We start from the raw sequence: 25,555 nt of genomic DNA, 5'->3' as shown, positions 1-25,555 counted from the left end.
ATATCTTCTTCAGTTACTGAATAAAGAAATGAGATTTTTAGAAAAGTTTTAACTGCATAGTCTTTATTGACTATGACATTATTATACTAGGGGGGATATGGGTAGATGACTTTATTAGCTGATAATTTAAGTTTTTCCTATACTGAAGACTATATTATTCATAATATAGTGTTTTCAATAGAAAAGGGGGATTGTTTAGCGGTTTTGGGGACTAATGGGGCAGGAAAATCCACTATTTTAAAATGTCTAAACAGAATATTAGAACCTCGGCTAGGAACGGTATATATAAATGGTAGAGACAGTTCTTTATTAAAAAGGTCTGAACTTGCAAAAAAAATAGGTTATGTACCTCAAAGCCATTATTGTACAAGAAATACAGTTTTCGATACGGTTTTACTTGGAAGAAAACCATATATAAAAAGGGATATTAGGCAGAATGATATTGAAGTTGTTGAGGAAATCCTAGACTTATTAGGTTTAGATAATTATTCTATGCGTTACACTGATGAATTAAGTGGTGGTGAATTACAAAAAGTTATCATAGCTAGAGCCCTGACACAGGAGCCAAAGGTTTTACTTATGGATGAACCAACTAGCAATCTGGATTTAAAAAACCAAATAGAAGTACTTAATATAATTAGGAAAATCCTTAAGAAGAAAAAAATTTCAGCAGTAATTACTATGCATGATTTAAATTTGGCTCTACGCTTTGCTGATAAATTCCTCTTATTGAAGGAAGGTAAATGCTTTGATTTTGGAGATGCATCTATTATAAATCCTGAATCCATTAAAAAGGTATATGGCGTGGAAGTGATGATAGAAAGTTATTCAGGGATTCCAGTAGTTATTCCTCTATAAAATATATAGTTATTTTAAATATAATTTTTGAAAAGGAGGGTTAAGGATGAAGAGAAAAATAATTTTGTTATGAACTGTAGTAATATATACTGTTTGTGTTTTAACTGGTTGTACTCAGTCAGAGGACATTGTTAGTACTAAAAAAAGTCAAACTAATGACGACACTAATATTGTTGAAATAACAGATATGGCAGGACGTAGTATTGTTTTAGAAAAGCCAGTGGAAAGGGTAGTAGCTATAGGTTCTGCACTAAGAATTTACACTTATATAAATGGTACCGAAAAACTTGTCGGAGTTGAAAAGGGGCAACAATCTGCAGAAACTGGCCGTCCTTATATAATAGCCAACCCTGAGTTAGAAAAGCTTCCATTAGTAGGTGAAGGGTTTCCAGCAAGTCCAGATCCAGAACTGCTTATAAAGGTAAATCCAGATATTATAATAGCGGGAGATATACTAGATGTGGCTGAGATTGAGGAAATTGAAAAAAAGACGGGAATACCCATTGTAATTGTTACAACTGGTACTTCGGCAGTTTTTGATGAGGATATGTATAAATCCTTAAAGATTATTGGAGAAATAGTAGGAAAGGAAGACAGAGCAGAGGAATTAAAAGAGTATATGGAAGCTTGTAAAAATGAACTATTAAATCTCACAAAAGATATCCCAGAGGATAAAAAGCCAAGTATTTACATAGGGGGGTTAAGCTATAAGGGAATCCATGGAATTGAAAGCACTTCAGGCAATTCTCCTATATTAAATGCTATTAGTGCAAAAAATGTTGTCGATGGGCTGGTAAAAACTGGGTCTATTATGATTGATAAGGAACAGCTAATAGAATGGGATCCAGATATACTTGTAATTGATGAAAATGGTTTAAATTTAGTAAAAGAAGATTATGCTAAAAACCCAGATTACTATAATGCATTATCTGCTGTAAGAAATGGAAAAGTTTATGGACAACTACCTTATATTTCATACTATAACAATATTGAAACTGCCATAGCTGATGCATACTTTTTGGGAAAGATACTGTATCCCAACGAGTTTAAAGACATTGATGTTATAGAAAAAGCAGATCAGATATACACCTTTATGTTAGGTAAACCTTTATATAATATTATGGCAGAGAGATTTGGTGGTTATGTGAAAATTGATTTATAAAATAATAAGTTTTGAGGAAGGTGATTATAAAATATGAGAGAATTTAAAGTTTTAGAAATTAAAGAAAGTGTTTTTGAAGACAATAATCGACAGGTAGACCTTCTGAGAGAGAGATTAAAGAAGAACAAAACTTTCCTACTAAATTTAATGTCTTCCCCAGGCTCAGGTAAAACATGTACGGTTCTGAAGACTATTGAAGCCTTAGGCAAAGAGATGAATATTGGGGTTTTAGAAGCAGATATTGATTCAGATGTAGATGCCCATGCTGTTTTTGAGACTGGGACAAAGGTAATTCAGCTACATACAGGAGGAATGTGCCATTTGGATGCAGAAATGACTAAGCAAGGTATAGAAGGATTAGGTATAGAGGATATTGATTTTGCTATTTTAGAAAATGTAGGTAATTTAGTATGTCCAGCAGAATTTGATACTGGAGCTTCTAAAAATGCTATGATTTTAAGTGTACCAGAAGGGGATGACAAACCTTTGAAATATCCTCTAATGTTCTCGAAGGTAGATGTACTGTTAATCAATAAAATTGACACTCTAGATTATTTTGATTTTGACTTAGAAGCAGTTAAAGAACGTGTAAAGAAATTAAACCCAGATATAAAAATCATTCCTATCTCAGCAAAAACAGGTGAAGGAATTGATGAATGGGCAAATTGGCTTCGTGCTGAAATAAAAAATTGGAAAGAGTAGTAAACTTTAAAGTTTAGGGGGGCTTAATATGGTTAAGGAAAAAGTACTCGATCTTGCTAATCATATTGGTATGAAAAAACCTGGTTCTAAATCAGCATATAAACCTACGGATCCTGAGTATATGATTTTGGAGCCTGTTGTTACAGATGAAATGGCTGAAGTAGGGCTTTGTTTAGAGTTTCGAAAACCAAAGAGCGCTGAGGAAGTAGCTCTTTTGTGTGGTAAACCTGTAGATAAAACAGCAAAACTATTATGGGATTTAGCAGTGGCAGGAGTTTGTTTTGTTAATGAAATTGATGGCGTTGATAAATATTGGCTTGATACTTGGGTTCCAGGTGTTATGGAAATGATGGTTAACAACAAAGAGAATGTTAGAAAGTATCCACAAATCGCAGAAGCTTTTGAAGCATATGGGAGAGTAAGAGGCCCAATGACTGCTGGAGTTTTCCCTGTAGGTACGGGTCTTATGAGAGTTATCCCTATTGAAACAGCAATTGATGGTGAAACTAGAAGAGCATCCTATGAGGAGATTTCAAAATACCTAAATGAAAATGACATATTCTCAGTTTCAGACTGTTCTTGTCGTACGTCTAGGGAAATCATGGGAGAAGGTTGTGGACATTTAAAGGAGGATATGTGTATTCAACTAGGTCATGCTGCTGAATATTATATCCGCACTGGCAGAGGGAGACAGATTACCCGTGAAGAAGCTTTTGAAATTATACATAAAGCTGAAGAAAATGGTTTAATGCATCAAATACCTAATGTAGATGGTTTTGGCAAAACTCATGCAATTTGTAATTGCTGTTCTTGTAGCTGTTTTTCTCTTAGAACTGCTACTATGTTCTTAAATAACGATATGATACGTTCTAATTATGTTTCACGAATAGACCCAGAAAAATGTGTTGCTTGTGGCCAATGTGTACAGGTATGTCCAACTAATGCCCTTAAATTAGGTCAAAAATTATGTGAGGAAGCACAGGTTATTGAAGAAAGAATAGATTTACCATCTAATTCTAAATGGGGGCCAGATAAATGGAATCCAGATTATCGAATCAATAGGGAGATTGTTTTAGATTCAGGAACCAGTCCTTGTATAACTCAATGTCCAGCACATATTCCTATACAAGGCTATATTAAATTGGCTTCCCAGGGTAGATATACTGAAGCTTTAGAATTAATCAAAAAAGAAAATCCTTTCCCAGCAGTATGTGGACGGATATGTCCTAGGACTTGTGAATCAGTATGTACTAGGGGAAATGTAGATGAACCAATAGCTATTGATGATATTAAAAAGTTCATTGCAGAACAGGATTTAAATGCAGATATTCGCTATATACCTAAAAAAAGACATGACTATAGGAAGAAGATTGCTATTGTAGGAGCAGGACCTTCAGGTCTATCTTGTGCATATTATTTAGCTATAGATGGCTATAATGTAACTGTATTTGAAAAGCAAAAGGTTCTTGGCGGTATGTTAACTTTAGGAATTCCTTCATATAGATTAGAAAAGGATGTAATAAATGCAGAAATTGATATCTTAAGGGAATTAGGTGTAGAATTTAAGACGGGGATAGAAGTAGGAAAAGATATTACTATAGATGAATTGAGAAAACAAGGATATGAAGCATTCTATCTTGCTATTGGTGCCCAAGCTGGTAGGAAACTAGGTGTTGAGGGGGAAGATGCAAAAGGGGTAATCTCAGGTGTGGATTTCTTGCTAGATGTGAATCTAGGGAAAGATGTTAATATGGAAGGTGATGTATTAGTAATAGGTGGAGGTAATGTTGCAATAGATGTAGCAAGAACTGCTACAAGAGCTGGTGCTTCTAGTGTTGAAATGTTTTGTCTAGAGAGCAGAGAAGAAATGCCTGCCCTTGATGAAGAAATTGAAGAAGCCACGTCTGAAGATATAGTCATCAATAATGGTTGGGGTCCAAAACGTATTCTTACAGAGGATGGTAATGTTGTGGGAATAGAATTTAAAAAGTGCATTTCGGTTTTCGATGAAAATAAGAGATTTAATCCAAAATATGACGAGAACGATACTAAGATTGTTAAAGCAGACAAAATTTTGCTCTCCATTGGCCAAACAATAGACTGGGGTGGATTATTAGAGGGTTCAAAGGTAGAATTAAATAGAAACCATACAATAAAAGTGGATCCTATTACTTTGCAGACAGGAGAGTCAGATATATTTGCAGGTGGAGATGCAGCAACGGGACCTAAGTTTGCAATAGATGCTATAGCATTAGGTAAAGAAGCAGCAATTTCAATACATCGTTATGTTCACCCAGGGCAAGATTTAATCTTTGGTAGAGATAGAAGGGAATTTAAGGCTTTTGATAAGAAAAATCTGGACTTAGCAGGTTATGACCGTCTTCCAAGGCAGAGAACAGAACCTGTAGATGTATCTAGGGCTAAACAATCCTTTAAAGATTTAAGACCTACCTTGACAGAGGAGCAAGTAAAGAAAGAAACAGAGCGATGTTTAAGTTGTGGTGCCACAGTTGTAGATGAATATATATGCGTAGGATGCGGACAATGTACTACTAGATGTAAATTTGATGCCATATCATTGGTAAAAAAATATGATGCAGAAAATGTATCCTTTGAAGACCTTAAACCCATAATTGTTAAAAATGTTGTTAAAAGAAAAGGTAGAATGGTTGCCCATAGTATTAAAAAGACATTAAGTGGTACTAAAAAGAGGTAGTGATTCCAATAGAATTTTATTAAGAATAGGGGTGAGATAGAATCTCACCCTAGGTATTTATACTAGAAAAGAGGTGGGTATTTATGCATGAATTAGGAATAATGATTAATGTAGTACGGACTGTTGAAAATTTTGCAATAGAAAATGGTATTACTGAAATAGACACTTTAGTACTTCAAATTGGAGAGTTATCTTCTGTAATACCAAGGTATGCTAAAGCATGTTATCCTGCTGCAGTAGATGGCACCATGTTAGAAAATACTAAACTAGAGATTGAAATATTGCCAGGTAATTGCATATGTAATAATTGTAGTAGAGTATTTAATTATCTTCAATATAAGGGAGTTTGTCCAGATTGTAATAGTGATGACTGGGAACTTTTAGGAGGGAGAGAATTTTTTATTAAGGAAATAATCGCTTGTTAGATGAGAAAAGTATATGCTTTTTCTCGCCTAATTCTTATAATGATTTATAAATAGCAGACAAATATACTAAATCCTTTAAAATACCTTCTAATTAGAAGGTGTCAGACTGAAGACAAAGTACAAATTTTTTATAAAAAAGCAGAAAATCCTTGAAAGCAAAAAGGATTTTCTGCTTTTTTGTAGAATATATAATATATAACATATTTTTAAATGAGGTGTTGTTATGCTAACGATAAATAAATCTGATAAAAGAAATCAAGTTGAAATCATATCTATTTACCAATTGGTCCCAAAAGATCATTTAGTTAGAAAACTTGATGCTTGCATAGATTTTAGCTTTATCTATGATTTAGTAAAGGACATGTATAGTACTGAAACCGGCAGACCAAGTATAGACCCTGTAGTTTTATTTAAAATTGTTTTCATCCAATATATCTTTGGGATAAAATCAATGAGGCAAACTATAGCTGAAATAGAAACTAATGTAGCCTATCGCTGGTTTCTAGGATATGGTCTACATGATAAGATACCCCACTTTACTACATTTGGAAAGAACTATGTTAGAAGATTTAAAGATACAGACGTATTTGAAAAAATATTTATGCGTATCCTAGAACAAGCAATAGATGCAGGATTCATAGATACAGATGCAGTCTTCATAGATTCTACCCACGTAAAAGCTAATGCCAATAAGAAGAAGTACAATAAAGTTAAATTAGAAAAGAAAATGCGTAGCTACCAAGAATTACTAGACAAAGAAATAAATGAAGATAGAGAAATACATGGCAAGAAGCCCCTTGATATGAGTAAAAAAAAACAGAATACAAGGAAGTAAAGATAAGTAAAACCGACCCAGATAGTGGAATGTTATATAAAAGTGAGAAGGAAAAATGCTACGCATATTCTTTCCACACAGCTTGTGATAAGAACGGGTTTATACTTGGAATAGACGTAACTGCTGCTAATGTCCATGATAGTGCAATGTTTAAAACAATATTAGATAAGGTTAAAAGAAACTTAGGCAAACCAAAGTATGTAGCAGTAGATGCTGGATATAAAGTTCCGTATATAGCTAAATTGTTAATAGATCAAGAAATTAGGCCAGTAATGCCCTATACAAGACCTAGGGGTAAGAAAGAATTTTTTAAAAAACATGAATATGTATATGATGAATACTATGACTGTTACATATGCCCAAACAATCAAATATTAAAGTATAGTACAACCAATAGGGATGGCTATAGGGAGTATAAATCAGATTCTAAAATATGTATAAATTGCCCAGATATAAACAAATGCACAAATAGCAAAAACCATACTAAAGTTGTTACCCGTCATATATGGGGAAATTATATGGAGGAAGTCGAGCATTTAAGGCATACAAGCATTAATAAAGAAATATACGATATGAGAAAGGAAACAATAGAACGTGTATTTGCAGATATGAAAGAGAAGCATGGCATGCGCTGGACAACCCTACGGGGCTTAAAAAAAGTTAAGGCGCAGGCGATGCTTATTGCTGCTTGCATGAATTTAAAGAAGATAGCGAATTGGATGTGGAGGTCCAGGAAAAATGGACCAAATCCATCCAATCCATGCGTTAATATGCATGGTCTTTTATCAAATTTATATAGTTTTATTATTTGTTCATTAAGAAACACGGTTTCCATAAAGAAGGAAACCGTGTTTTGTCTACAAACTGATACCTTCTAATTAGAAGGTGTTTTAATTTTGTAAAAAGCAATACGAAAAATGCAAGAAAATAAAAAAAACTTGCAAAAACGTATTGTTATCATTTTAATTTTGTGTTAGAATAAATTCAATTATTATTTTTTATCAAAAAAACTACATATCTCAAAGAAGTATCAAAACTTGCAATAAACACAAAATCAAATATGAATTGGATTAAGATTTTGAACCATTATATTAATTTATTGAATTAATGCATCAAATTTGGTAGAAGAGATAAAGAGTAAAAAAATGAAACTAAAAAAAATAAACTTGCAAATAATAATGTTAAGGAGGAATAGCAAATGAATTATAAAGTAATCGATACTTTAAGACCAAATCTATTTAAGGATGTATTTCCTTATTCTGAAATTCCAAAGATTAAGTTCAACAATATCCAACTTCCTATGGAAATTCCAGAGGATATATGGATTACTGACACTACTTTTAGGGATGGTCAACAATCGATGGAAGCTATGACAGTTGATCAAATGGTAAGGATATTTGAATATCTACATGCATTAGACAATGGTTCTGGTATCATCAGACAAACGGAATTCTTTTTGTACTCAGAAAAGGATAGAAAGGCAGTAGAAAAATGCATGGCTAAAGGATATGATTTTCCTCAAATAACTTCGTGGATTAGGGCAAATAAAGAGGATTTTAAACTGGTGAAATCCATGGGGATAAAGGAAACTGGAATACTTATGTCTTGTTCTGATTATCATATTTTCCATAAACTAAACATGACTAGAAAAGAAGCGATCCAAACATACCTTACTATTGCAGAAAATGCATTGGAAAATGGTATTACTCCAAGATGTCATTTTGAAGATATAACTAGGGCGGATTTTTTTGGATTTGTAGCTCCATTGGCTAAAAGTTTAATGGAATTATCTAAAAAATACGATATTCCCGTAAAAATAAGAGTTTGTGATACTTTAGGTGTTGGAATACCTTATGTGGGAGTCGAATTACCAAGATCGGTGCCTGCTCTTGTTCACGGCTTAAGATATTACTGCGATGTACCTTCAGAATCCATAGAATGGCATGGACATAATGATTTTAATAATGTAGTTGTAAATTCTACCACATCTTGGCTATATGGAGGGGCTTCAGTAAATAGTACATTATTTGCAATTGGAGAGAGAACAGGGAATTGTCCTTTAGAATCTATGATATTTGAATATGGGCAAATTAAAGGGAACACTAAAAGCATGAATCTTAAAATCATTGCTGATATTGCAGATTATTTTGAAAGGGAGCTAAATTACAAAGTGCCAGCTAGAACTCCTTTTGTAGGTAGTGAGTTCAATGTTACTAGGGCTGGTATTCATGCTGATGGAATGCTTAAAAATAAAGAGATATATAATAGTTTTGATACTAAGAAGGTTTTGGGTAGACCACCTTTAGTAGCAGTAAATTCTTATTCGGGATTAGCTGGAATTGCTGCATGGATTAATGGATATTTTAGATTGAATGATGAAAATAAAATTGATAAAAGCGATGCTAGGATTATTGCTATAAAAAAATGGATTGATGATGAATATGCAAAGGGAAGGACTTCAAATATTAGAAATGATGAACTAAAGGAATTAGTTTTTAAATGTATTCCTAATATTTTAAACAATGAAGAAACTGAAGCAATGTAGACAAAGACTGGAGGAATATAAATGGGATTAACAGTAGCAGAAAAGATAATTAAAAAACATTTAGTAAAGGGAGAGATGAAGAAAGGAAAGGAAATAGGGTTAAGAATAGATCAAACTTTAACTCAAGATTCTACTGGTACTATGGCTTATTTACAATTTGAAGCTTTAGGTGTAGAAAGGGTTAAGACTAAAAAATCAGTAGCTTATATCGATCATAATTTATTACAAACAGGGCCAGAAAATGCAGATGATCATCTATATATACAAAGTATAGCAAAAAAATATGGGATATACTTTTCTAAGGCAGGTAATGGAATATGTCACCAAGTTCATTTGGAACGGTTCGGAGTACCGGGTGAAACTTTATTAGGTTCTGATAGTCATACGCCAACTGGTGGAGGATTAGGAATGTTGAGTATTGGCGCTGGTGGACTTGATGTAGCAGTGGCTATGGCAGGAGGAGCCTACTATATAAATATGCCTCAGATAGTGAAGGTTGAGTTAAGGGGAAAATTAAATGCTGGAGCATCAGCTAAAGATATTATATTGGAAGTTTTAAGAAGGTACAAGGTAAAGGGAGGACTGAACAAAATATTTGAATATGCTGGTGAAGGTATTAAAACCCTGTCTGTACCTGAAAGAGCAACTATAACTAATATGGGAGCAGAACTAGGAGCAACTACTTCAATTTTTCCTTCTGATGAAATTACCTTTAGGTTTTTAAAAGCTCAGGGAAGAGAAGAAGATTATACAAAAATAGAAGCTGATAAGAATGCTCATTATGATGAAATTATAGTTATAGAATTAGATGAATTGGAACCTTTAATAGCCTGTCCCCATAGTCCAGATAACGTAGTACCTGTAACGGAAATGGAAAAGATAAAAGTTCATCAAGTGGCTATAGGAAGCTGTACCAATTCTTCATATATGGATTTGATGAAGGCGGCAAAGATATTAGAAGGAAAAACCATAGCGGAGGATGTTTCTTTGGTTATTGCTCCTGGTTCTAAGCAAGTATTGAATATGTTGGCTGAAAATGGAGCTTTAGCAAAACTTATATCATCAGGAGCTCGAATACTGGAATCTGGATGTGGACCTTGCATTGGAATGGGTCAATCCCCTAGTACCAATGGGGTTTCTCTAAGAACTTTTAATAGGAATTTCAAAGGAAGATCAGGTACTGCATCTGCTGATGTATACTTAGTAAGTCCGGAAGTTGCAGCTGTTTCTGCTTTAACAGGGTATATTACCAGCCCCAAAAATTATGTTAGAGATTTCAATATAGAAATGCCAGAAAAATTTTTGATTAATGATAATTTAATAATTAGTCCTGCAAATAATGGAAAAGATGTAGAAATAATTCGTGGACCAAATATAAAGCCTTTTCCTCAGGCAAAGGCTATTGAAGAGACTATAAGAGGAAGAGTACTTATAAAATTAGGTGATGATATTACAACGGATCATATAATGCCTTCTAATGCAAAACTCCTTCCCTATAGATCCAATATTCCATATCTTTCAGATTATTGTCTTGTGCCTTGTGATTCACAATTCCCTGAAAGGGCTAAGAATAATGGAGGGGGAATTATACTAGGTGGACTTAATTATGGACAAGGTTCCAGCCGTGAACATGCAGCACTGGTACCATTGTATTTAGGCATAAAAGTTATAATTGCTAAATCTTTTGCAAGGATACACAAACAAAATTTAATTAATAATGGAATTATACCCCTAGTATTTATGGAAGAAAAAGATTATGATAGTATTAATATGCTTGATGACTTAGTTATAGAAAATTTATTAACCCAAATTGAAGAAGATGAAATAGTAATTAAAAATAAAACTAAAGGTCAACAATTTCTAATGGTTCTGGATGTAACTGAACGGCAAAGACAAATACTTAAAGCTGGTGGTCTTTTAAACTTCATAAAGAACTAGATTTTTTAAATTATCTGAAAGGGGAATTGATATGGCAAAAACTATAACTTTAATTCCTGGAGATGGGATAGGTCCAGAGGTTATTTCTGCTACCGTAAAGATTATTGATGCCACTGGAGTTAATATAAATTGGGATAAGGTAGAAGCAGGAGCGAATACTATAGAAACCGAAGGGACACCTCTTCCAGATTATGTAATAGATAGTATAAAGAAAAACAAGGTAGTTTTAAAGGGCCCCATAACTACCCCTATAGGACAAGGTTTTAGAAGTGTAAACGTAAGTTTAAGAAAGAAACTAAATCTATTTGCAAACATAAGGCCTATTAAATCTTTTGATAAAGTAGAAAGTCTTCATAAAGATGTAGATTTGCTTATAGTAAGGGAAAATACAGAGGATCTATATGCAGGTATAGAACGTATGATAGATGAAGATAGGGCAGAAAGTATAAAAATTATAACTAGAGAAGCTAGTGAAAGAATATGTAGATATGCTTTTGAATTAGCCATTAAAGAGAATAGAAAAAAGGTTACTCTGGTTCATAAAGCAAATATTATGAAATTATCCGATGGACTATTTTTAGAATCTGGGAGAAAAATTGCTAAAGATTATCCCAGTGTAGAGTTTGAAGAGATGATTGTAGATGCTATGAGTATGAAGTTAGTTCAATTTCCTCAAGAATACGATGTAATAGTAGCTCCCAATCTATATGGAGATATATTATCTGATTTATCTGCAGGACTCATTGGTGGTTTAGGATTAGCACCAGGGGTCAATATTGGAGAAGAGGTAGCAATTTTTGAACCAGTCCATGGTTCTGCATTGGATATAGCCAACAAGAATATAGCCAATCCCACTTCAGCAATTTTATCTGGAGTACTGATGTTAAAACATATTGGAGAATACAAAGCAGCAACAAAAATTGAAGAAGCCCTACAGATGGCATTAAAGGATAAAGAAAGTAGAACACTAGATATAGATGGAAAATTAGGAACAAAAGAGTTTACAGAAAAGATCATTGAGATTATGAATAGATGACAGAGTTTAGTATTTTGGTGGAGGCGATTAGATGAAGAAAAAATTCAAAAAAATATTAGTTGCAAATAGAGGAGAAATCGCAATTAGAATTTTTAGAGCATGTAATGAACTGGGAATAAGAACTGTAGCAGTATATTCTAATGAAGATAAAAACTCTTTGTTTAGAGTAAAAGCTGATGAATCCTATCTAATTGGGAAAAATAAAGGCCCTATAGAAGCTTATCTAAATATAGATGAGATTATAAGACTTGCATTGAAAAAAGGTGTAGATGCAATCCATCCAGGGTATGGGTTTTTATCTGAGAATCCAGAATTTGCAAGGAAATGCCAAGAAGTGGGGATAGAGTTTATTGGGCCAACCTATGATATGATGTTAAGTTTAGGAGATAAGATAAAGGCCAAAAAAATGGTAAATAGTGTTGGAGTACCTACAATTCCAGGAATAGAAAAGGCAGTAATTTCAGAAGAAGAGGTCATTGAATTTGCCAATTATTGTGGCTACCCAATTATGCTAAAAGCTGCTGCTGGAGGTGGTGGCAGAGGTATGAGAGTGGTAAGAGATGAGAAGGATTTGATTCAAGAATATTATAGTGCTAAAAATGAAGCCAAGAAGGCTTTTGGGATTGATGATATATTCGTAGAAAAATATTTGGAGAAACCAAAACATATAGAAGTACAACTTTTAGGAGATAAGTATGGAAATATCGTACATCTATATGAAAGAGATTGCTCCATCCAAAGGAGACATCAAAAGATTATTGAATATACTCCTGCCTTTTCTATAACGGAGGAGCAAAGACAAAGGATTTGTGAAGATGCAGTGAAAATAGGAAGAGCTGTTAATTATAGAGGTGCAGGAACAGTAGAGTTTTTACTAGATAAGTATGGAAACCATTATTTTATTGAAGTAAATCCTAGGATACAAGTTGAGCATACCGTATCTGAAATGACCACAGGTGTAGACATAGTTCAGGCACAGATTTTAATTGCAGAGGGATATTCTCTTGATTCTCAAGAAATAGGTATAAAAAACCAGAAGGATGTGCAACCAAGAGGATTTGCAATTCAATGCAGAGTAACTACAGAAGATCCATTGAAAAACTTTATGCCAGATACAGGTACCATAGACATGTATAGAACTAGTTCTGGATTTGGTATAAGACTAGATGGAGGAAATGGGTTTGCTGGAGGTACTATAAGTCCCTACTATGATAGCCTTTTAGTAAAGGTACAGGCTGGTCTAGAACTTTTGAAGATGCTAGCAAAAAGGTTAGTAGAGCCTTAAAGGAAATAAAAATAAGAGGAGTAAAAACCAACATACCTTTTTTAATAAATGTACTGAATCATGAAGAATTTTTAAGTGGAAAATGCGATACTGGATTTATAACATATAATCCTGAATTATTCGATATAAGAACCAAAGAAGATATAGAGCTTAAAGTGCTCAAATTTATTGGTGAAAAAGTAGTAAATGAAACAAAAGGGTATAAACCAGATTTTGATATTCCAAGGGTTCCTAAGGTGAATAGATCTAAAGAATATTTTGGTACCAAACAAATATTGGATGAAAGGGGACCAGAAGGTCTGGTCCAGTGGATTAAAAATAGAAAGAACCTATTGCTCACAGATACAACTATGAGAGATGCCCATCAGTCCTTAATGGCTACTAGAATGAGGACTACAGATATGTTAAGGATCAGTAAGGCAACTTCTGTACTAGGAAAGGATTTGTTTTCCTTAGAAATGTGGGGAGGAGCTACCTTTGATGTATCTTACAGATTTCTAAAGGAATCGCCTTGGACACGATTGGAACTTTTAAGAAAAAGGATACCGAATATATTGTTTCAAATGCTAATTAGAGGTTCTAATGGAGTAGGTTATAAAAATTATCCAGACAATGTAATTAGAGAATTTATCAGAGAATCTGCTGAAACAGGAATAGATATTTTTAGAATATTTGATTCCTTGAATTGGATAAAAGGTATGGAAATAGCTATAGATGAAGTGTTAAAATTAGGGAAAGTTGCAGAGGCTTGTATATGTTATACAGGTGATATTCTAGATGATAGCAAGGATAAGTATACCTTAGATTATTATGTAAAAATGGCAAAGGAAATAGAAAAGACGGGAGCTCATATATTAGGAATAAAGGATATGTCATCCCTTTTAAAACCTCAGGCTGCATACAATCTTATTAAAGCATTAAAAGAAGAAATCGACATACCTATCCACCTTCATACTCATGATACTAGTGGAAATGGCATAGCCACAGTATTGATGGCTGCTCAAGCTGGTGTAGATATAGTAGACACTGCTTTTAATAGTATGGCAGGTTTAACCAGCCAACCAGCATTGAACTCTGTAGTTGCTGCATTAGAGTATACTGATAGAAGTACGGGATTAAATTTAGATGATTTACAAAAGATATCTGATTATTGGAGTGATATAAGACCCATATATAGTCAATTTGAATCTGGTTTAAAATCAGGAACTACGGAAATATATAAATATGAGATTCCTGGAGGCCAATATTCTAACTTAAGACCACAAGTTGAGAGTTTTGGATTAGGCCATCGATTTGAAGAAGTGAAGGAAATGTATAGAGTTGTAAATGAAATGCTTGGAGATATAATAAAGGTTACCCCTACTTCTAAAGTTGTTGGCGATATGGCAATATTTATGGTACAGAATGATTTAACTCCAGAAAATATCTACCATAAGGCTAAAGACATGGCTTTTCCAGATTCAATAGTATCTTATTTTAAAGGTATGATGGGGCAACCTATGGGAGGTTTTCCAAAAAAACTTCAAAAATTAGTCCTAAAAGATGAAGAACCTATTAATTGTAGACCAGGAGAGTTAATTGAACCTGTAGATTTTGATAAAATCCGAGCATATTTAAAGGAAAAATATAATATAAATCCTTTAAAGAAGGATTTATTGTCCTATGCCTTTTACCCTAAAGTATTCGAAGATTATTTAAAAAATATAGAGGAACAAGGTGATTTTAGTAGAGTTAGTAGTGATATATTTTTCTACGGATTAAAAGAAGGAGAAACTGGAGAAGTAGAAATAGAAGAAGGAAAGATTTTAGTAATAAAACTTCTTGAAATAGGAAAATTAGATGAGGATGGATACAGGACTTTATATTTTGAAGTCAATGATAGCAGAAGAGCTGTAAAGATATATGATAGAGCCAGTAATATAGTAGCCAAACCAGTTTTCACCCAAATTGCAGACCCAGAGAATAAACTAGAAATCGGTGCCAATATACCTGGAACTGTAGCTAAGATTTTAGTTAAGGAAGGTGATAAAATAAAAGCAAATCAATTAGTAGCTATAATAGAAGCTATGAAGATGGAAACAAATGTTACTTCTTCAATTGAAGGTACAGTTAAATCAATATCCGTTAAAGAAGGACAAAAGGTTGAATCAGGAGAACTATTGATTAGATTAGAGTAGTTAAGAAGTTAATCCATAGCCAAACATTCCCCTTATAAAATAAATAATAGAAAAAATAAAATTTCAAAAAAGTTAAATAGTGGACAAATGTGATATAAAGTAGAAAAAAGGAATTTACTTTTGATATAATAATTACTAAATTCAAGTAGGGCAGACCTATATGTCTGCCCGAAAAATAATAGAAGATAGATGCATGGGTCTGCATCTACAATGTCTTAAAATTTTTGAGTATCTCTACAACTTCTTCCAAAATAAAATCTCTATTTTCTTCTGTAACTGTAATGACTATAACATCATCTCTGCCCTTTATATCATTAATGAATTTACAATTATCATCTTTTAAAACACCAAATACTATTTTTTCACTATCTAATATTTCAAATACTTTAGAAGTAAATATATCTATATCATTTTCTGCAGGACCTAGTTCATCTAGAACGATTACATCCCTATATTTTAAGCTCTTATCTAATATTGAAACAACTCCATTTTCGAAGGCTTCCATAAAACTTTTTTTTGAATTATCCCTTGAGTCAACTTTTATAATGGTATATTTTTCTTTATTATCATATAGGGATTTAACGATATATTTCCTATAATAGCCTTCAAAAATTCTTTCTGTTACATAGCCTCCAACTGACAAATCTATTTTTTTCAATGCATTTTTTAATATAGTTGATTTTCCTACTCCTATTTTTCCGGTTAAAAAGAGATTATTCATTAAAGACACCTCACATTTACTATAGTCTATGGATAATAGTTTAGCATATTTAGTAAAGAAATGAAATTTGTCTCAAAAATTATTTTAATGAATATTATGGTTGTTTACTACTTTACATAGGAAGATAAGTATGTTAAAGTATTAATAAACTAAATAAATCTCCGAGCATTTTAACCTGTGAATTTTAATTTATGGTTGACTTGCCGATAGGGTTTGACTGGAAACGGTCAAGCCTCCCATTGGAAAGGAGAAGTTTGTTATAACAGCATTTCCATTGGGGTGCTGTTTTTTACTTTTCCTCTCCTTAAAACTTTAGATTTAGTTAGAACTAAATTCGAAAAAAGAAAGGTGGAGGTAGAAATGATTATTAAAAAATTTAAATCAGTAACATTTATTCTGGCAATAGTATTGCTATTATCACAGGGAGTTGTATTGGCAGACAATATTGTTAATTATTCAGTAGAGATTCAAGGAACAGGTGTAGAAAAAGAATTAAAATTAACTTTAGAAGATTTGAAATCTATGCCAGAAGAAGCACAAATTAATGAAGAATACATATACAATAGCAAATCAGGAGAAAAGTCTGTAATAGTTAAAGGAGTTAGCTTATCCTATATATTAAAGGAAAAAGCTGGTGTAACTGCTAAAAATGCAGAGGTAAATTTTGAAACATCTGATGGTTATCCAATTGATCCTCAGACTCTAGAAGATATTTTCAATGAAGATCTTAAATATGTTTTAGCATATGAAATCAATGGTGAAGCAATAGATAATGATGACAACCCAGATAATGATGAAATAGTTGTATATAGAAAAGTGAAAGAAGAAGGAGAATTTGGTACTGTATTTAAGATGGTAGTGAAAATAACTGTGGGAGATCCTATTGATGGAACAGAAAAGGAAGAGCCAGTTAAAGAGGAACCAGCAGCAGAAGTGAAGGATATTGCTTTTACCGATATTACGGAAGAATATGAATTTGCTGTAACTGCCATAAAAGAGCTTGCAAAAAAAGGAATAATCAATGGAGTAGGTAATGAGAAATATGCTCCAGAAGAAGAATTTACAAGGGCTCAGTTTTGTAAAATAATTGTGGAAACTTTAGGTTACGAAAAAGGTGAATATACTGGTAATTTTAATGATGTTAAGATTGATAGTTGGTTTGCTCCATATGTAGAGGCAGCAGTTGAAAAAGGCTTATTTACAGGTTATTCAGATGGAACTTTCAAACCAGATAGGGCAATAACAAGAGAAGAAATAGCAGCTGTAGTAGGAAGAGCTGCTGTATTAGCTAATGTTGTGGATGCTGAAAAGATGGACAAGTTTGTAATGGAAAAGTCAAATTTTGAAGATAGGGATTTTGTTTCCCATTGGGCAGCTAGTCAAGTAGCTTGGTTAGAAGCTGAAGGAGTATTTGCTGATATTGCAGAAGAAAAATTTGAACCAGCAAAAGTAGTCAATAGAGCAGAAGCGGCTGTTATAGTATATAATACATTATTTAAATAATTGATTTTCCAAGAAGATTAAGAAAGAGGGGTAACATCGTTTTCCCTCTTTTCCATAATATAGGGAGGTATTGTATGAAAGAAAATAAAAAGGTTAAGTTTCTTTCAATTTTATTAATTTTAGGAATGGTTTTTTCTCAATTTACTTTCTTTATAGACTTTGTTGAAGCATCTAGAGTAGAGCTTTTAATTACAGGCACAGGTATTAATGAAGAAGTACGAATTACAGAATCTGACTGGTCAAAATATCAGATGATAGAAAGAATCTATTCTGGAAACAATAGCTTAAATTTTCATAAGATCATAAAAGCAAAAGGTTATGATTTATTCGATTTAATAGGTAAAAATAATTTAAAAACCAATAAGGATTATCAAATTAAATTTACTTGTGCAGATGGATTTGAATTTACTAAAACTATAGGTGAACTAAAAAACACTTATTATTTCAGGGATTTTACAGCTAAAAGCAAAGAAAAATCTGAACCTATGATTGCTAAGTATACAGCTATATTGGCTGACTATGCTAAAGATAATTTTTCACCTCCAATAAAATGGGAAGATAGAAATATAATTGAAAAGGATTTAGATAAAGGTTTCCCCAAATTAGTATTCGGTCAAACTAACATAGATGATATGAATTTATCCCAATGGGGGAAAGAGGTTGTAAAAATAACTATTGGAGAAGATAGGGCATCTGAAAAACCTAGTGACGGAATAGGATTAGATTCTTCCTATAAACATATTAGTCATGATGGGGCACCTTATAATATTGACGCTATAACCGGTGCAACTTTTACTATAGAAGGCCCTGGAATTGAAGGATATAGAGCTATATCTTTAAGGCAGATAGAAGAGGATATAGATGGACAAGAGCAAGGTACATATTATGAAAAAGTAGATGGAAAAGTTGTTCAAAACACCTATGAAGGAATAAATGGGAAATACTTAATAGACAATTACGTAAAGGTCAGATCAAATGCAGGGAATGTAATATTTAAAGATAAATCTAGAAAGACCATAATTACTGTACCTATAGGGGAAGTAGGTGATTATTTAATAGCTTATGGAATCAATGAAGTTCCCCTTGTATATCTAGATACAGATGTGGGATATAAGGCTAAAAAACATAATGATAATGGCTGTTTTAAGTTAGTCTATAAACAAGAGAAAGCCAATGCTAAGGAATTCTCCAATGTAGCATATATTTATATTGAGGAAAAGGACGCTAAAAATATTTATGAGCACACTTATCCACCTTATGATGATCCTAAATATTCGAAATATGAAATAATCATTCATGGCGATAAGATAGATAAGGAAATAAAGCTAAAAGTATCAGATATAGAAGCAATGGATGATATAAAGTATGAGGACGAGTATAGTCTTTCTAATAGTGAATATTTTTGGTATTACAATAAATATAAAGGAGTACCTTTATGGGATTTACTCTTAAAAGTAGGGATAGATCCAAAAATTGATGAGGATACTAGCATTCAGTTTATTGCAGCAGACAATTATAATTTTCCCCCAATGACCATAGGAGAAATAAAGGATAGTTCTCTATACGGATATTATGAAAAAAATGCAGAAGATGTAGGAGATGGGAAATTTGATGGCTCTAATGAAAAACCCCTTCATACAGGAATGCCCGTTCTTGTAGCCTATGGTTTTAATGGTTATCCTTATGTTATCAGACCAACAGATGAAGGATTTAATCCTGGTCTTGGTAATGATGGAGGACCACTTAGAGTTATATTTGGAAAGACGGATTATAATGATCCTAACGGTGCTAATCAAGTACAATTTTTAAAGGAAATTATTATTGGGGGAGGAGAGTCTGTATCCACTGATTCTGGAGATAAAACTGGGGAAGGTGAATCTACTCACAAAAATGTAGATAAAAGTTCTTCTTGGAACCATAATCAAGGAATCTATACTGAATACTTGGATATACCAGTTCTTCGAGTAACGGGTTCCCAAGTAAAGGAACCAATGACCTTTACTCTTAGGCAAATAGAATCTATGATAGATTATTCACTAAGAGATGTTTATACTGGAGATGGTGTTCGTGAATTTGAAGGAGTAGTACTATGGGATATTATTTCAAAAGTTGTTGGATTAAAAGATGATGTAGGTGTTCCAAGTATAAGGGTATTTAGTGGACCTAATTATAATCAAATTTTAAGAAGTAGCCAACAGTTGATGGAAGGAGTTTTAAATTCTAAAGAACAGGTTAAGAAGATTATTTTAGCTTATGCAGTAGATGGATATCCTCTAGTGCCTAATGAAAGCGATGTTGGATATATAAACAACAACGCCTATGGTCCTTTAAGACTTATAGTTGAGGAAAGCAAGTCCATGTGGGTAAAATGGACAGATTGTATCGTTGTAGGAACTGGAGATTATGAAGAGCCAAAGATAGAAGATGTAATAGAGTTGGATTTGCCAGAACTTTCGGGTTCTGATGAAGAGAAATATTTAAACAACAAAGTATGGATTACCTATAGAAACGATACAGGAAAAGAACTACCAGAAGCAAGTGTAAGGAGTATGGAATACGACAAAGATGGTAGTTTGTGGATTGGTACCAATAATGGGGGACTTTCTCATAGAACCCCTTCAGGAAAATGGTCTACTATAAAAGAAATAGAAACTGAAAATGCAGGTATTGTTAAAGTGGATACATGTTATGCCATAGTCCAAAGAGAAAATGGAGAGCTATGGATTACCCTTGGAGGAGCTTTAACACCTCAGGGAATATTGATAAAGAATAATAATACTTGGAAACTTTTAAATACAGAGAATTCATTGCTACCTGCCAATTTTGTTCAAGAATTAGAGCTTGATGGCAAAGGTGGATTATGGATAGGCACACAGAGTGGTGCTGTATATGTAGATAAAGATGATAATTGGACGGTTTATACAGAAAAAGAAGGACTTCTACCTTACTCTGTAGATGCTATAGAACCTGATGGAGAAGGGGGAGCTTGGATAGGATATTATCCTGATGTAAAAGGAGATGAGGAGAATCCACTTTATATTGGCGGATATCAACATATAGCAGCTGACGGAACTATTACAACCTATGAAGGATTTGATAACACTAATTTTAATCTAAATTGGGTAAGAAGCATATCTATGGATAATAAAGGTGGAGTATGGGTTGTAAGATCTGGTAATGCACCAGGTTTTGGCCAAGGAGAAGTAGATTATATATTAAATGGGAAGAGAAAGGTTTATACAGCAAAAGATTTGTATCCAACAATAACTGAAGATGATGATATAAGATTGGTCTTAGCAGACAAAGAAAATGAAGGAGTCCTTTATATTGCTACAACTGCTAATGGTATAATTAAGACTGAAGGAATTGGAAAAGTAGCTGAAATAATTAATGCATCAAATGAATTTCCATCTAAACAATGGAATAATGTCTATTTTCTAGATTGGGATAAAGACAATTTATTTGTAGGAACCAATGGTGGAGCGGCTATTTATACCTATGGAAAAACTTTTAATGATGTAAAGTCCCATTGGGCTAAAAGGGAAATTAAAAAAATGGTTACTATGGGCTATATAAAGGGAACTAATAACAAGTTTAATCCAGATAATGATATTACGAGAGCAGAATTTGTGGCTATAATGATTAGAATACTAGGTCTAGATTCACCCGAAATAGATAATATTCCTTTTAGTGATGTAAAATCTACAGACTGGTTTGCAAAAGATGTCTTATTAGCTGCAAAAGAAGGAATAATTAAGGGCTATAAAGACGGTACCTTCAAACCAAATTCACCAATTGAAAGACAGGAGATATCAACTATATTAGCTAATTTATTAGATGGAGAATTGACCAATGAAGAAGTAAAAAATATATTGACTAACTTTGATGATGAGGTAGACCAATGGGCAAAAAACTCTGTAGCTAAAATGATAGATGCAGAAATTATGAGAGGCTTATCAGACAATATTATTGGGGGACAGTTAAATGCAACAAGAGCAGAAGCTACAGTAATGTTATTGAGATTTTTAGAATATTAGTATAAGGCAATAGGACTTGATCCTATTGCCTATTTAGGAGGTTTATATGAAAAGGTTTAAATTTATTAATATATTTTTAATTATTACTTTAACCCTTTCTTTAATATTATCTGGATGTGGTTCAAAAGATGAAAATGAAGATACTACGGTGAATATAGAACAGGAAGAAGAAATAGGTCATAAGGATATAGAAGATGGAACTGAAAAAGAAACAAAGGAGGAAGTAGATCTATCTGAGGACCTAGAAAAGGGAGGCCAAGAAGAGGAATTAGAAAAGGAAGATCAAGTAAAACAAAATCTAGAAAGTGAAAACAAAAAGGAAGAAGAATCAGAAAGTGTTAAAAAAACAAATGATGAAGTTGAATCAGATAAAACCAATAAAAGTGAACAAGTAGAAGAAGATGACAATATTTTAAAAATAGAAGGAAAAGTAGAAAACCAGTTGAAATTAAGTTTAGATAACTTAAAAGATATGGAAAGTATTATTTTTCAAGGAGATTTTTATTCTTTAAACAATTTTGGGACTACTGCTCATACGAATTTTAAAGGCGTTAATCTATGGAAGTTGTTAGAACAAGAGGCTCAGATATCTTCAAATGCTACAAAGGTTACCATAGTAGCAACAGATGACTATAAAATGGAGTTTTCTGTTGAACAAGTTAAAAGACAAGATTATATTGATGAAACCGATCCTGATAAAAAGTTTCCTATGATTATTGCTTGGGAAGAAAATGGAGAAGAATATGATATAACAGAAGGGCCTCCCTTTAAATTGGTTGTAGGTCAGAAGGAACCAGGAGATATAAACAAACCTCAATGGGTATCAAATATCGATAAAATAATAGTAGAGTAGGTAGTGGTATGATGAAAAGTAAAAAATTCTATTTAGTTTTTTTAATGGTTGTGGTTGCTGTAGTTCTTATATTTTTCAGCCTAAATAATAAAGTTTCTGAAGAAGAACTTAAAGTAAAGGATTTTTACCCTAATGCCAAAAAGATTCAGATTGTTAAAGATATTTCGGATGATATATTTATTTCTTTAAATTTTCCAGGTATAAAGAGAGCTTATGAAATAGATGGACAAGTTAGGGCTTTTGTCGTCAGTTGTGTAGGTTACAATGGCCCTATTGATGTATTAGTAGCCATGGATAGCGAAGATGATAAATTAATGGGAATAGAAATACTAGAACATGAAGAAACCTTAGATTATGCAGAACATATTGAAGAGGATTGGTTTTTAGATAGATTTAAAAATATAGTAATTGATAAATATCTAAACCTGGTGGTTTTAGATAAGAAAAATCCAGAGGATATAGTCCAAGTAACTGGGGCTACTGTAAGCTCTCAGGCAGTAGTTAATGCTGTAAATGCGGCTATTGGAGCATATCAATATAAGGTGAATGATATAGAAATGGAAAGGGTTGCCGATGTGGTTCCCCAGGAAATGTGGCAAAAGGATACCAATAGCTTTGCAATAAACTGGGAAGATGGTTCGACTAGAATAGATATAGAGGAAATAAAAGAATATGAGCAGCTGGAAATGGAAGTAGTTTTGATCAATACTACAGGTACAGAGACTAAAATGAAGGTAAAAGGGCCAACTCTTAGAGATGTTTTGGAAAGAGAAGGTTTGGATTTAAAGGATTATGAAGGTGTAGGAGTCACAGGTCGGGATGGTTATTATACAATGATAGATAGAGAAAAACTGGAATCTAGTGATGTGATTTTGGTATGGCAGGTTAATGGAAAAGATTTAAAAGAAGAGGAAAAACCTGTAAGGATAGCCATACCTAATGAATTGGGACCTTATTGGGTTAAGATGGTTTCCAATATAGATTTATACGATGAAATATCGCCTAAAGACATTGATAAGATACATATATTTAATCCTTTAACTGAAGATATAGAACCTTATTACTATGAGTACTATGGCAGTAAAGACAAGTCTATCGAGGTAGGACAAATTCTAAGAAAGTTTGATATGGTTGATGAAAAAGGATTTTTCACAATGGCTGCTTCCGATGGGTTAATAAAAAATGAAACTATTTCTTTAGTCAGACAAAGATACTTTATAAAGGTAGAGGGGGAAAATGCCCCTATGAATATAGCACCAAATTTTAAACTTGGCATGAATGTTAAAAATATGACTCATTTTTCTACTACTAAAGATGCAGTAATATTTCCTGAAAAAATGGTTGAAGTAGTTAGAACAAAAGATATTAATGGTAAGGAAGGATTATTATTGGAAGATGTATTGTTAACAGCAGGTATGAGATGGACTGAAGGAAATCAGTTCGTAGTAGTAAGTAAGGATGATGAAATAGAATTATCCTTAAAAGAAATGATTAATTCCTATATAATAGATGGTGGCAATAAAGTAGTTTTATACCAAGGAGAAAGTGAGCTAATGAAAGATATAGTAAGGATTGAGAAAAAATGAACTTAAAAAAACGTAGTTTAATACAAATTGTTTTTACTCTACTTATGATATTAATTTCTATAATATATTTTTTATATATTAATGGAACTATAAACTGGAGAATATTATCAATTGGCGATATAAATCCCTATGGAGGGTGGAGTGCATTAAAATCTGCCTTTACAGACCCATCCTTTAGATGGAGGGGAATATCCAAATCTATGGCACTTACAATTGGAATATCTTTAACTGCATTATTAATGGGTAGGTTTTTCTGCGGATTTATATGTCCAATTGGAGCATTACAAGATTTTTTCAAGTTCTTAGGGGTAAAACTTGGTATTAAGGAAAAAAAGTTACCAAAGGGGAAATTTTTCAATCCTGAAATATTGAAATACTTTATACTATTGTTGATTTTGATATTAAGTATTCTAGGCAAGGGGAATGTAGTATCTCCCTATTCCCCTTGGTTGGCTTATTTAAATGTTTTTATGGGAATGAGTTTTCAAATAGGATCTATAGTATTGTTGTTGATTGTACTGTCTTCCTTATTTTCCAAAAGGGTCTTTTGCAGATGGTTTTGTCCTCTTGGAGCTTTTCAGAGTCTCTTATCTGCCTTGGGACCATCGAATATTTATAGCAATAAAAGATGCAATGGATGTAATTATTGTTTAAAGAATTGTCCTGTTAACATAGAAAAACCAAATAAACTGGAGATTTCACCAGAGTGTATTAAATGTTTAGAATGTGAAGAATCTCAGTGCTTAAAAGGTACAGAAGGTTATTCATTAAATTTTGGAAGGTTTAGTTTGGTGAAAAACCAGTATATAACAATTAGCCTTATTTTATTAATTAGCATATATCTTCTACTTCCATTAATTAAACCAAAGGCTAGCTCTCAATCTATTGTCGATTTAGACAGTTTAAAAGATGGAACTTATATAGGTACAGGTATTGGTTTTGGTGGTATTATGCAGGTAGAAGTTATAGTAGAAAACAATAGAATAATTGAAATATATCCAATTAGTCATAGTGAAACCACAGGGTATTATGAAGAGGTATTTAAAAAAATTTCTTTAGAGATAATAGAGACTCAAAATTTAAACATAGACACAATTAGTGGAGCTACAGCTAGTAGTAGGGGATTTATTAATGGGGTTAAAAGTGGAATAAGCCAAGCCTTAGAAAGAAAATAAG

14 protein-coding genes, 2 pseudogenes and 1 riboswitch are annotated in these 25,555 nt (G+C 32.8%); of the genes and pseudogenes, 15 read left to right on the top strand and 1 reads right to left on the bottom strand.

Translation table 11 applies throughout. The features are described 5' to 3' along the window. The first annotated feature begins 105 nt into the window (after window positions 1-105). The 10 genes and pseudogenes from C3E89_RS07850 to C3E89_RS07805 all read left to right on the top strand — a co-directional run bounded on the left by C3E89_RS07850 (window position 106) and on the right by C3E89_RS07805 (window position 15,679). Window positions 106-858, top strand: coding sequence for an ABC transporter ATP-binding protein (locus tag C3E89_RS07850; RefSeq protein WP_236911886.1), 753 nt, complete (start codon window positions 106-108; stop codon window positions 856-858). A gap of 187 nt (window positions 859-1,045) precedes the next feature. Further along, complete coding sequence (locus C3E89_RS07845) at window positions 1,046-2,020, top strand: iron ABC transporter substrate-binding protein (RefSeq protein ID WP_236911885.1); 975 nt, start codon at window positions 1,046-1,048, stop codon at window positions 2,018-2,020. A gap of 33 nt (window positions 2,021-2,053) precedes the next feature. Next, window positions 2,054-2,722 (top strand): hydrogenase nickel incorporation protein HypB, encoded by a 669-nt coding sequence (hypB, locus tag C3E89_RS07840; protein ID WP_236911884.1) that lies wholly within the window; start codon window positions 2,054-2,056, stop codon window positions 2,720-2,722. 28 nt (window positions 2,723-2,750) lie between these two features. Further along, complete coding sequence (locus C3E89_RS07835; RefSeq protein ID WP_236911883.1) at window positions 2,751-5,438, top strand: FAD-dependent oxidoreductase; 2,688 nt, start codon at window positions 2,751-2,753, stop codon at window positions 5,436-5,438. 83 nt (window positions 5,439-5,521) lie between these two features. After that, window positions 5,522-5,863, top strand: a complete 342-nt coding sequence (locus tag C3E89_RS07830; RefSeq protein ID WP_236911882.1) for a hydrogenase maturation nickel metallochaperone HypA/HybF — start codon at window positions 5,522-5,524, stop codon at window positions 5,861-5,863. A gap of 223 nt (window positions 5,864-6,086) precedes the next feature. Continuing rightward, window positions 6,087-7,580 (top strand): annotated as a pseudogene (locus C3E89_RS07825) (IS1182 family transposase). 316 nt (window positions 7,581-7,896) lie between these two features. Continuing rightward, window positions 7,897-9,243: a 2-isopropylmalate synthase gene (locus C3E89_RS07820; protein WP_236911881.1), complete on the top strand. Its 1,347-nt coding sequence runs from the start codon at window positions 7,897-7,899 to the stop codon at window positions 9,241-9,243. A 21-nt stretch (window positions 9,244-9,264) separates the two neighbouring features. Continuing rightward, complete coding sequence (locus C3E89_RS07815) at window positions 9,265-11,181, top strand: aconitate hydratase (protein ID WP_236911880.1); 1,917 nt, start codon at window positions 9,265-9,267, stop codon at window positions 11,179-11,181. 31 nt (window positions 11,182-11,212) lie between these two features. Further along, a complete protein-coding gene (locus C3E89_RS07810) occupies window positions 11,213-12,217 on the top strand; it encodes an isocitrate/isopropylmalate dehydrogenase family protein (RefSeq protein ID WP_236911879.1) in 1,005 nt (334 codons plus the stop codon). A gap of 31 nt (window positions 12,218-12,248) precedes the next feature. Continuing rightward, window positions 12,249-15,679: pseudogene (locus C3E89_RS07805) on the top strand (pyruvate carboxylase). 205 nt (window positions 15,680-15,884) lie between these two features. Here the strand turns inward: C3E89_RS07805 and C3E89_RS07800 are convergent. After that, window positions 15,885-16,400 carry a nucleoside-triphosphatase gene (locus C3E89_RS07800; RefSeq protein ID WP_236911878.1) on the bottom strand — a complete coding sequence of 172 codons (516 nt, stop codon included), beginning with the start codon at window positions 16,398-16,400 and terminating at the stop codon, window positions 15,885-15,887. Window positions 16,401-16,547: 147 nt separating this feature from the next. After that, a riboswitch (molybdenum cofactor riboswitch) is annotated at window positions 16,548-16,666 on the top strand. Window positions 16,667-16,760: 94 nt separating this feature from the next. On the opposite strand from C3E89_RS07800, the gene C3E89_RS07795 reads away from it, so the two are divergent. The 5 genes from C3E89_RS07795 (at window position 16,761) to C3E89_RS07775 (ending at window position 25,554) form a co-directional block, all read left to right on the top strand. After that, window positions 16,761-17,903 (top strand): S-layer homology domain-containing protein, encoded by a 1,143-nt coding sequence (locus tag C3E89_RS07795; RefSeq protein ID WP_236911877.1) that lies wholly within the window; start codon window positions 16,761-16,763, stop codon window positions 17,901-17,903. 74 nt (window positions 17,904-17,977) lie between these two features. Next, a complete protein-coding gene (locus tag C3E89_RS07790) occupies window positions 17,978-21,940 on the top strand; it encodes an S-layer homology domain-containing protein (protein ID WP_236911876.1) in 3,963 nt (1,320 codons plus the stop codon). 46 nt (window positions 21,941-21,986) lie between these two features. Continuing rightward, window positions 21,987-22,793, top strand: coding sequence for a molybdopterin-dependent oxidoreductase (locus C3E89_RS07785; RefSeq protein WP_236911875.1), 807 nt, complete (start codon window positions 21,987-21,989; stop codon window positions 22,791-22,793). Between the two features lie 8 nt (window positions 22,794-22,801). Next, entirely contained in the window at window positions 22,802-24,379 is a 1,578-nt protein-coding gene (locus C3E89_RS07780) for an FMN-binding protein (protein WP_236911874.1), read from the top strand. Next, window positions 24,376-25,554: a 4Fe-4S binding protein gene (locus C3E89_RS07775; RefSeq protein ID WP_236911873.1), complete on the top strand. Its 1,179-nt coding sequence runs from the start codon at window positions 24,376-24,378 to the stop codon at window positions 25,552-25,554. The genes C3E89_RS07780 and C3E89_RS07775 overlap by 4 nt, the downstream gene beginning before the upstream one ends. The last annotated feature ends 1 nt before the right edge of the window (window position 25,555 follow it).

Origin of the sequence: Clostridium sp. Cult1 (genome assembly GCF_021655095.1) — a bacterium.
Classification (GTDB): domain Bacteria; phylum Bacillota; class Clostridia; order Tissierellales; family Tepidimicrobiaceae; genus Schnuerera.
The sequence above is the reverse complement of the archived record's forward strand: the minus strand, read 5'-3'. Positions and strand labels throughout refer to the sequence as shown.

Coding starts and splice junctions, on each gene's coding strand:
- C3E89_RS07775 (WP_236911873.1), top strand. CDS start 24,376: ATGAACTTAAAAAAACGTAGTTTAATACAAATTGTTTTTACTCTACTT.
- C3E89_RS07835 (WP_236911883.1), top strand. CDS start 2,751: ATGGTTAAGGAAAAAGTACTCGATCTTGCTAATCATATTGGTATGAAA.
- C3E89_RS07780 (WP_236911874.1), top strand. CDS start 22,802: ATGATGAAAAGTAAAAAATTCTATTTAGTTTTTTTAATGGTTGTGGTT.
- C3E89_RS07790 (WP_236911876.1), top strand. CDS start 17,978: ATGAAAGAAAATAAAAAGGTTAAGTTTCTTTCAATTTTATTAATTTTA.
- hypB (WP_236911884.1), top strand. CDS start 2,054: ATGAGAGAATTTAAAGTTTTAGAAATTAAAGAAAGTGTTTTTGAAGAC.
- C3E89_RS07810 (WP_236911879.1), top strand. CDS start 11,213: ATGGCAAAAACTATAACTTTAATTCCTGGAGATGGGATAGGTCCAGAG.
- C3E89_RS07820 (WP_236911881.1), top strand. CDS start 7,897: ATGAATTATAAAGTAATCGATACTTTAAGACCAAATCTATTTAAGGAT.
- C3E89_RS07800 (WP_236911878.1), bottom strand. CDS start 16,400: ATGAATAATCTCTTTTTAACCGGAAAAATAGGAGTAGGAAAATCAACT.
- C3E89_RS07845 (WP_236911885.1), top strand. CDS start 1,046: ATGGCAGGACGTAGTATTGTTTTAGAAAAGCCAGTGGAAAGGGTAGTA.
- C3E89_RS07785 (WP_236911875.1), top strand. CDS start 21,987: ATGAAAAGGTTTAAATTTATTAATATATTTTTAATTATTACTTTAACC.
- C3E89_RS07815 (WP_236911880.1), top strand. CDS start 9,265: ATGGGATTAACAGTAGCAGAAAAGATAATTAAAAAACATTTAGTAAAG.
- C3E89_RS07795 (WP_236911877.1), top strand. CDS start 16,761: ATGATTATTAAAAAATTTAAATCAGTAACATTTATTCTGGCAATAGTA.
- C3E89_RS07850 (WP_236911886.1), top strand. CDS start 106: ATGACTTTATTAGCTGATAATTTAAGTTTTTCCTATACTGAAGACTAT.
- C3E89_RS07830 (WP_236911882.1), top strand. CDS start 5,522: ATGCATGAATTAGGAATAATGATTAATGTAGTACGGACTGTTGAAAAT.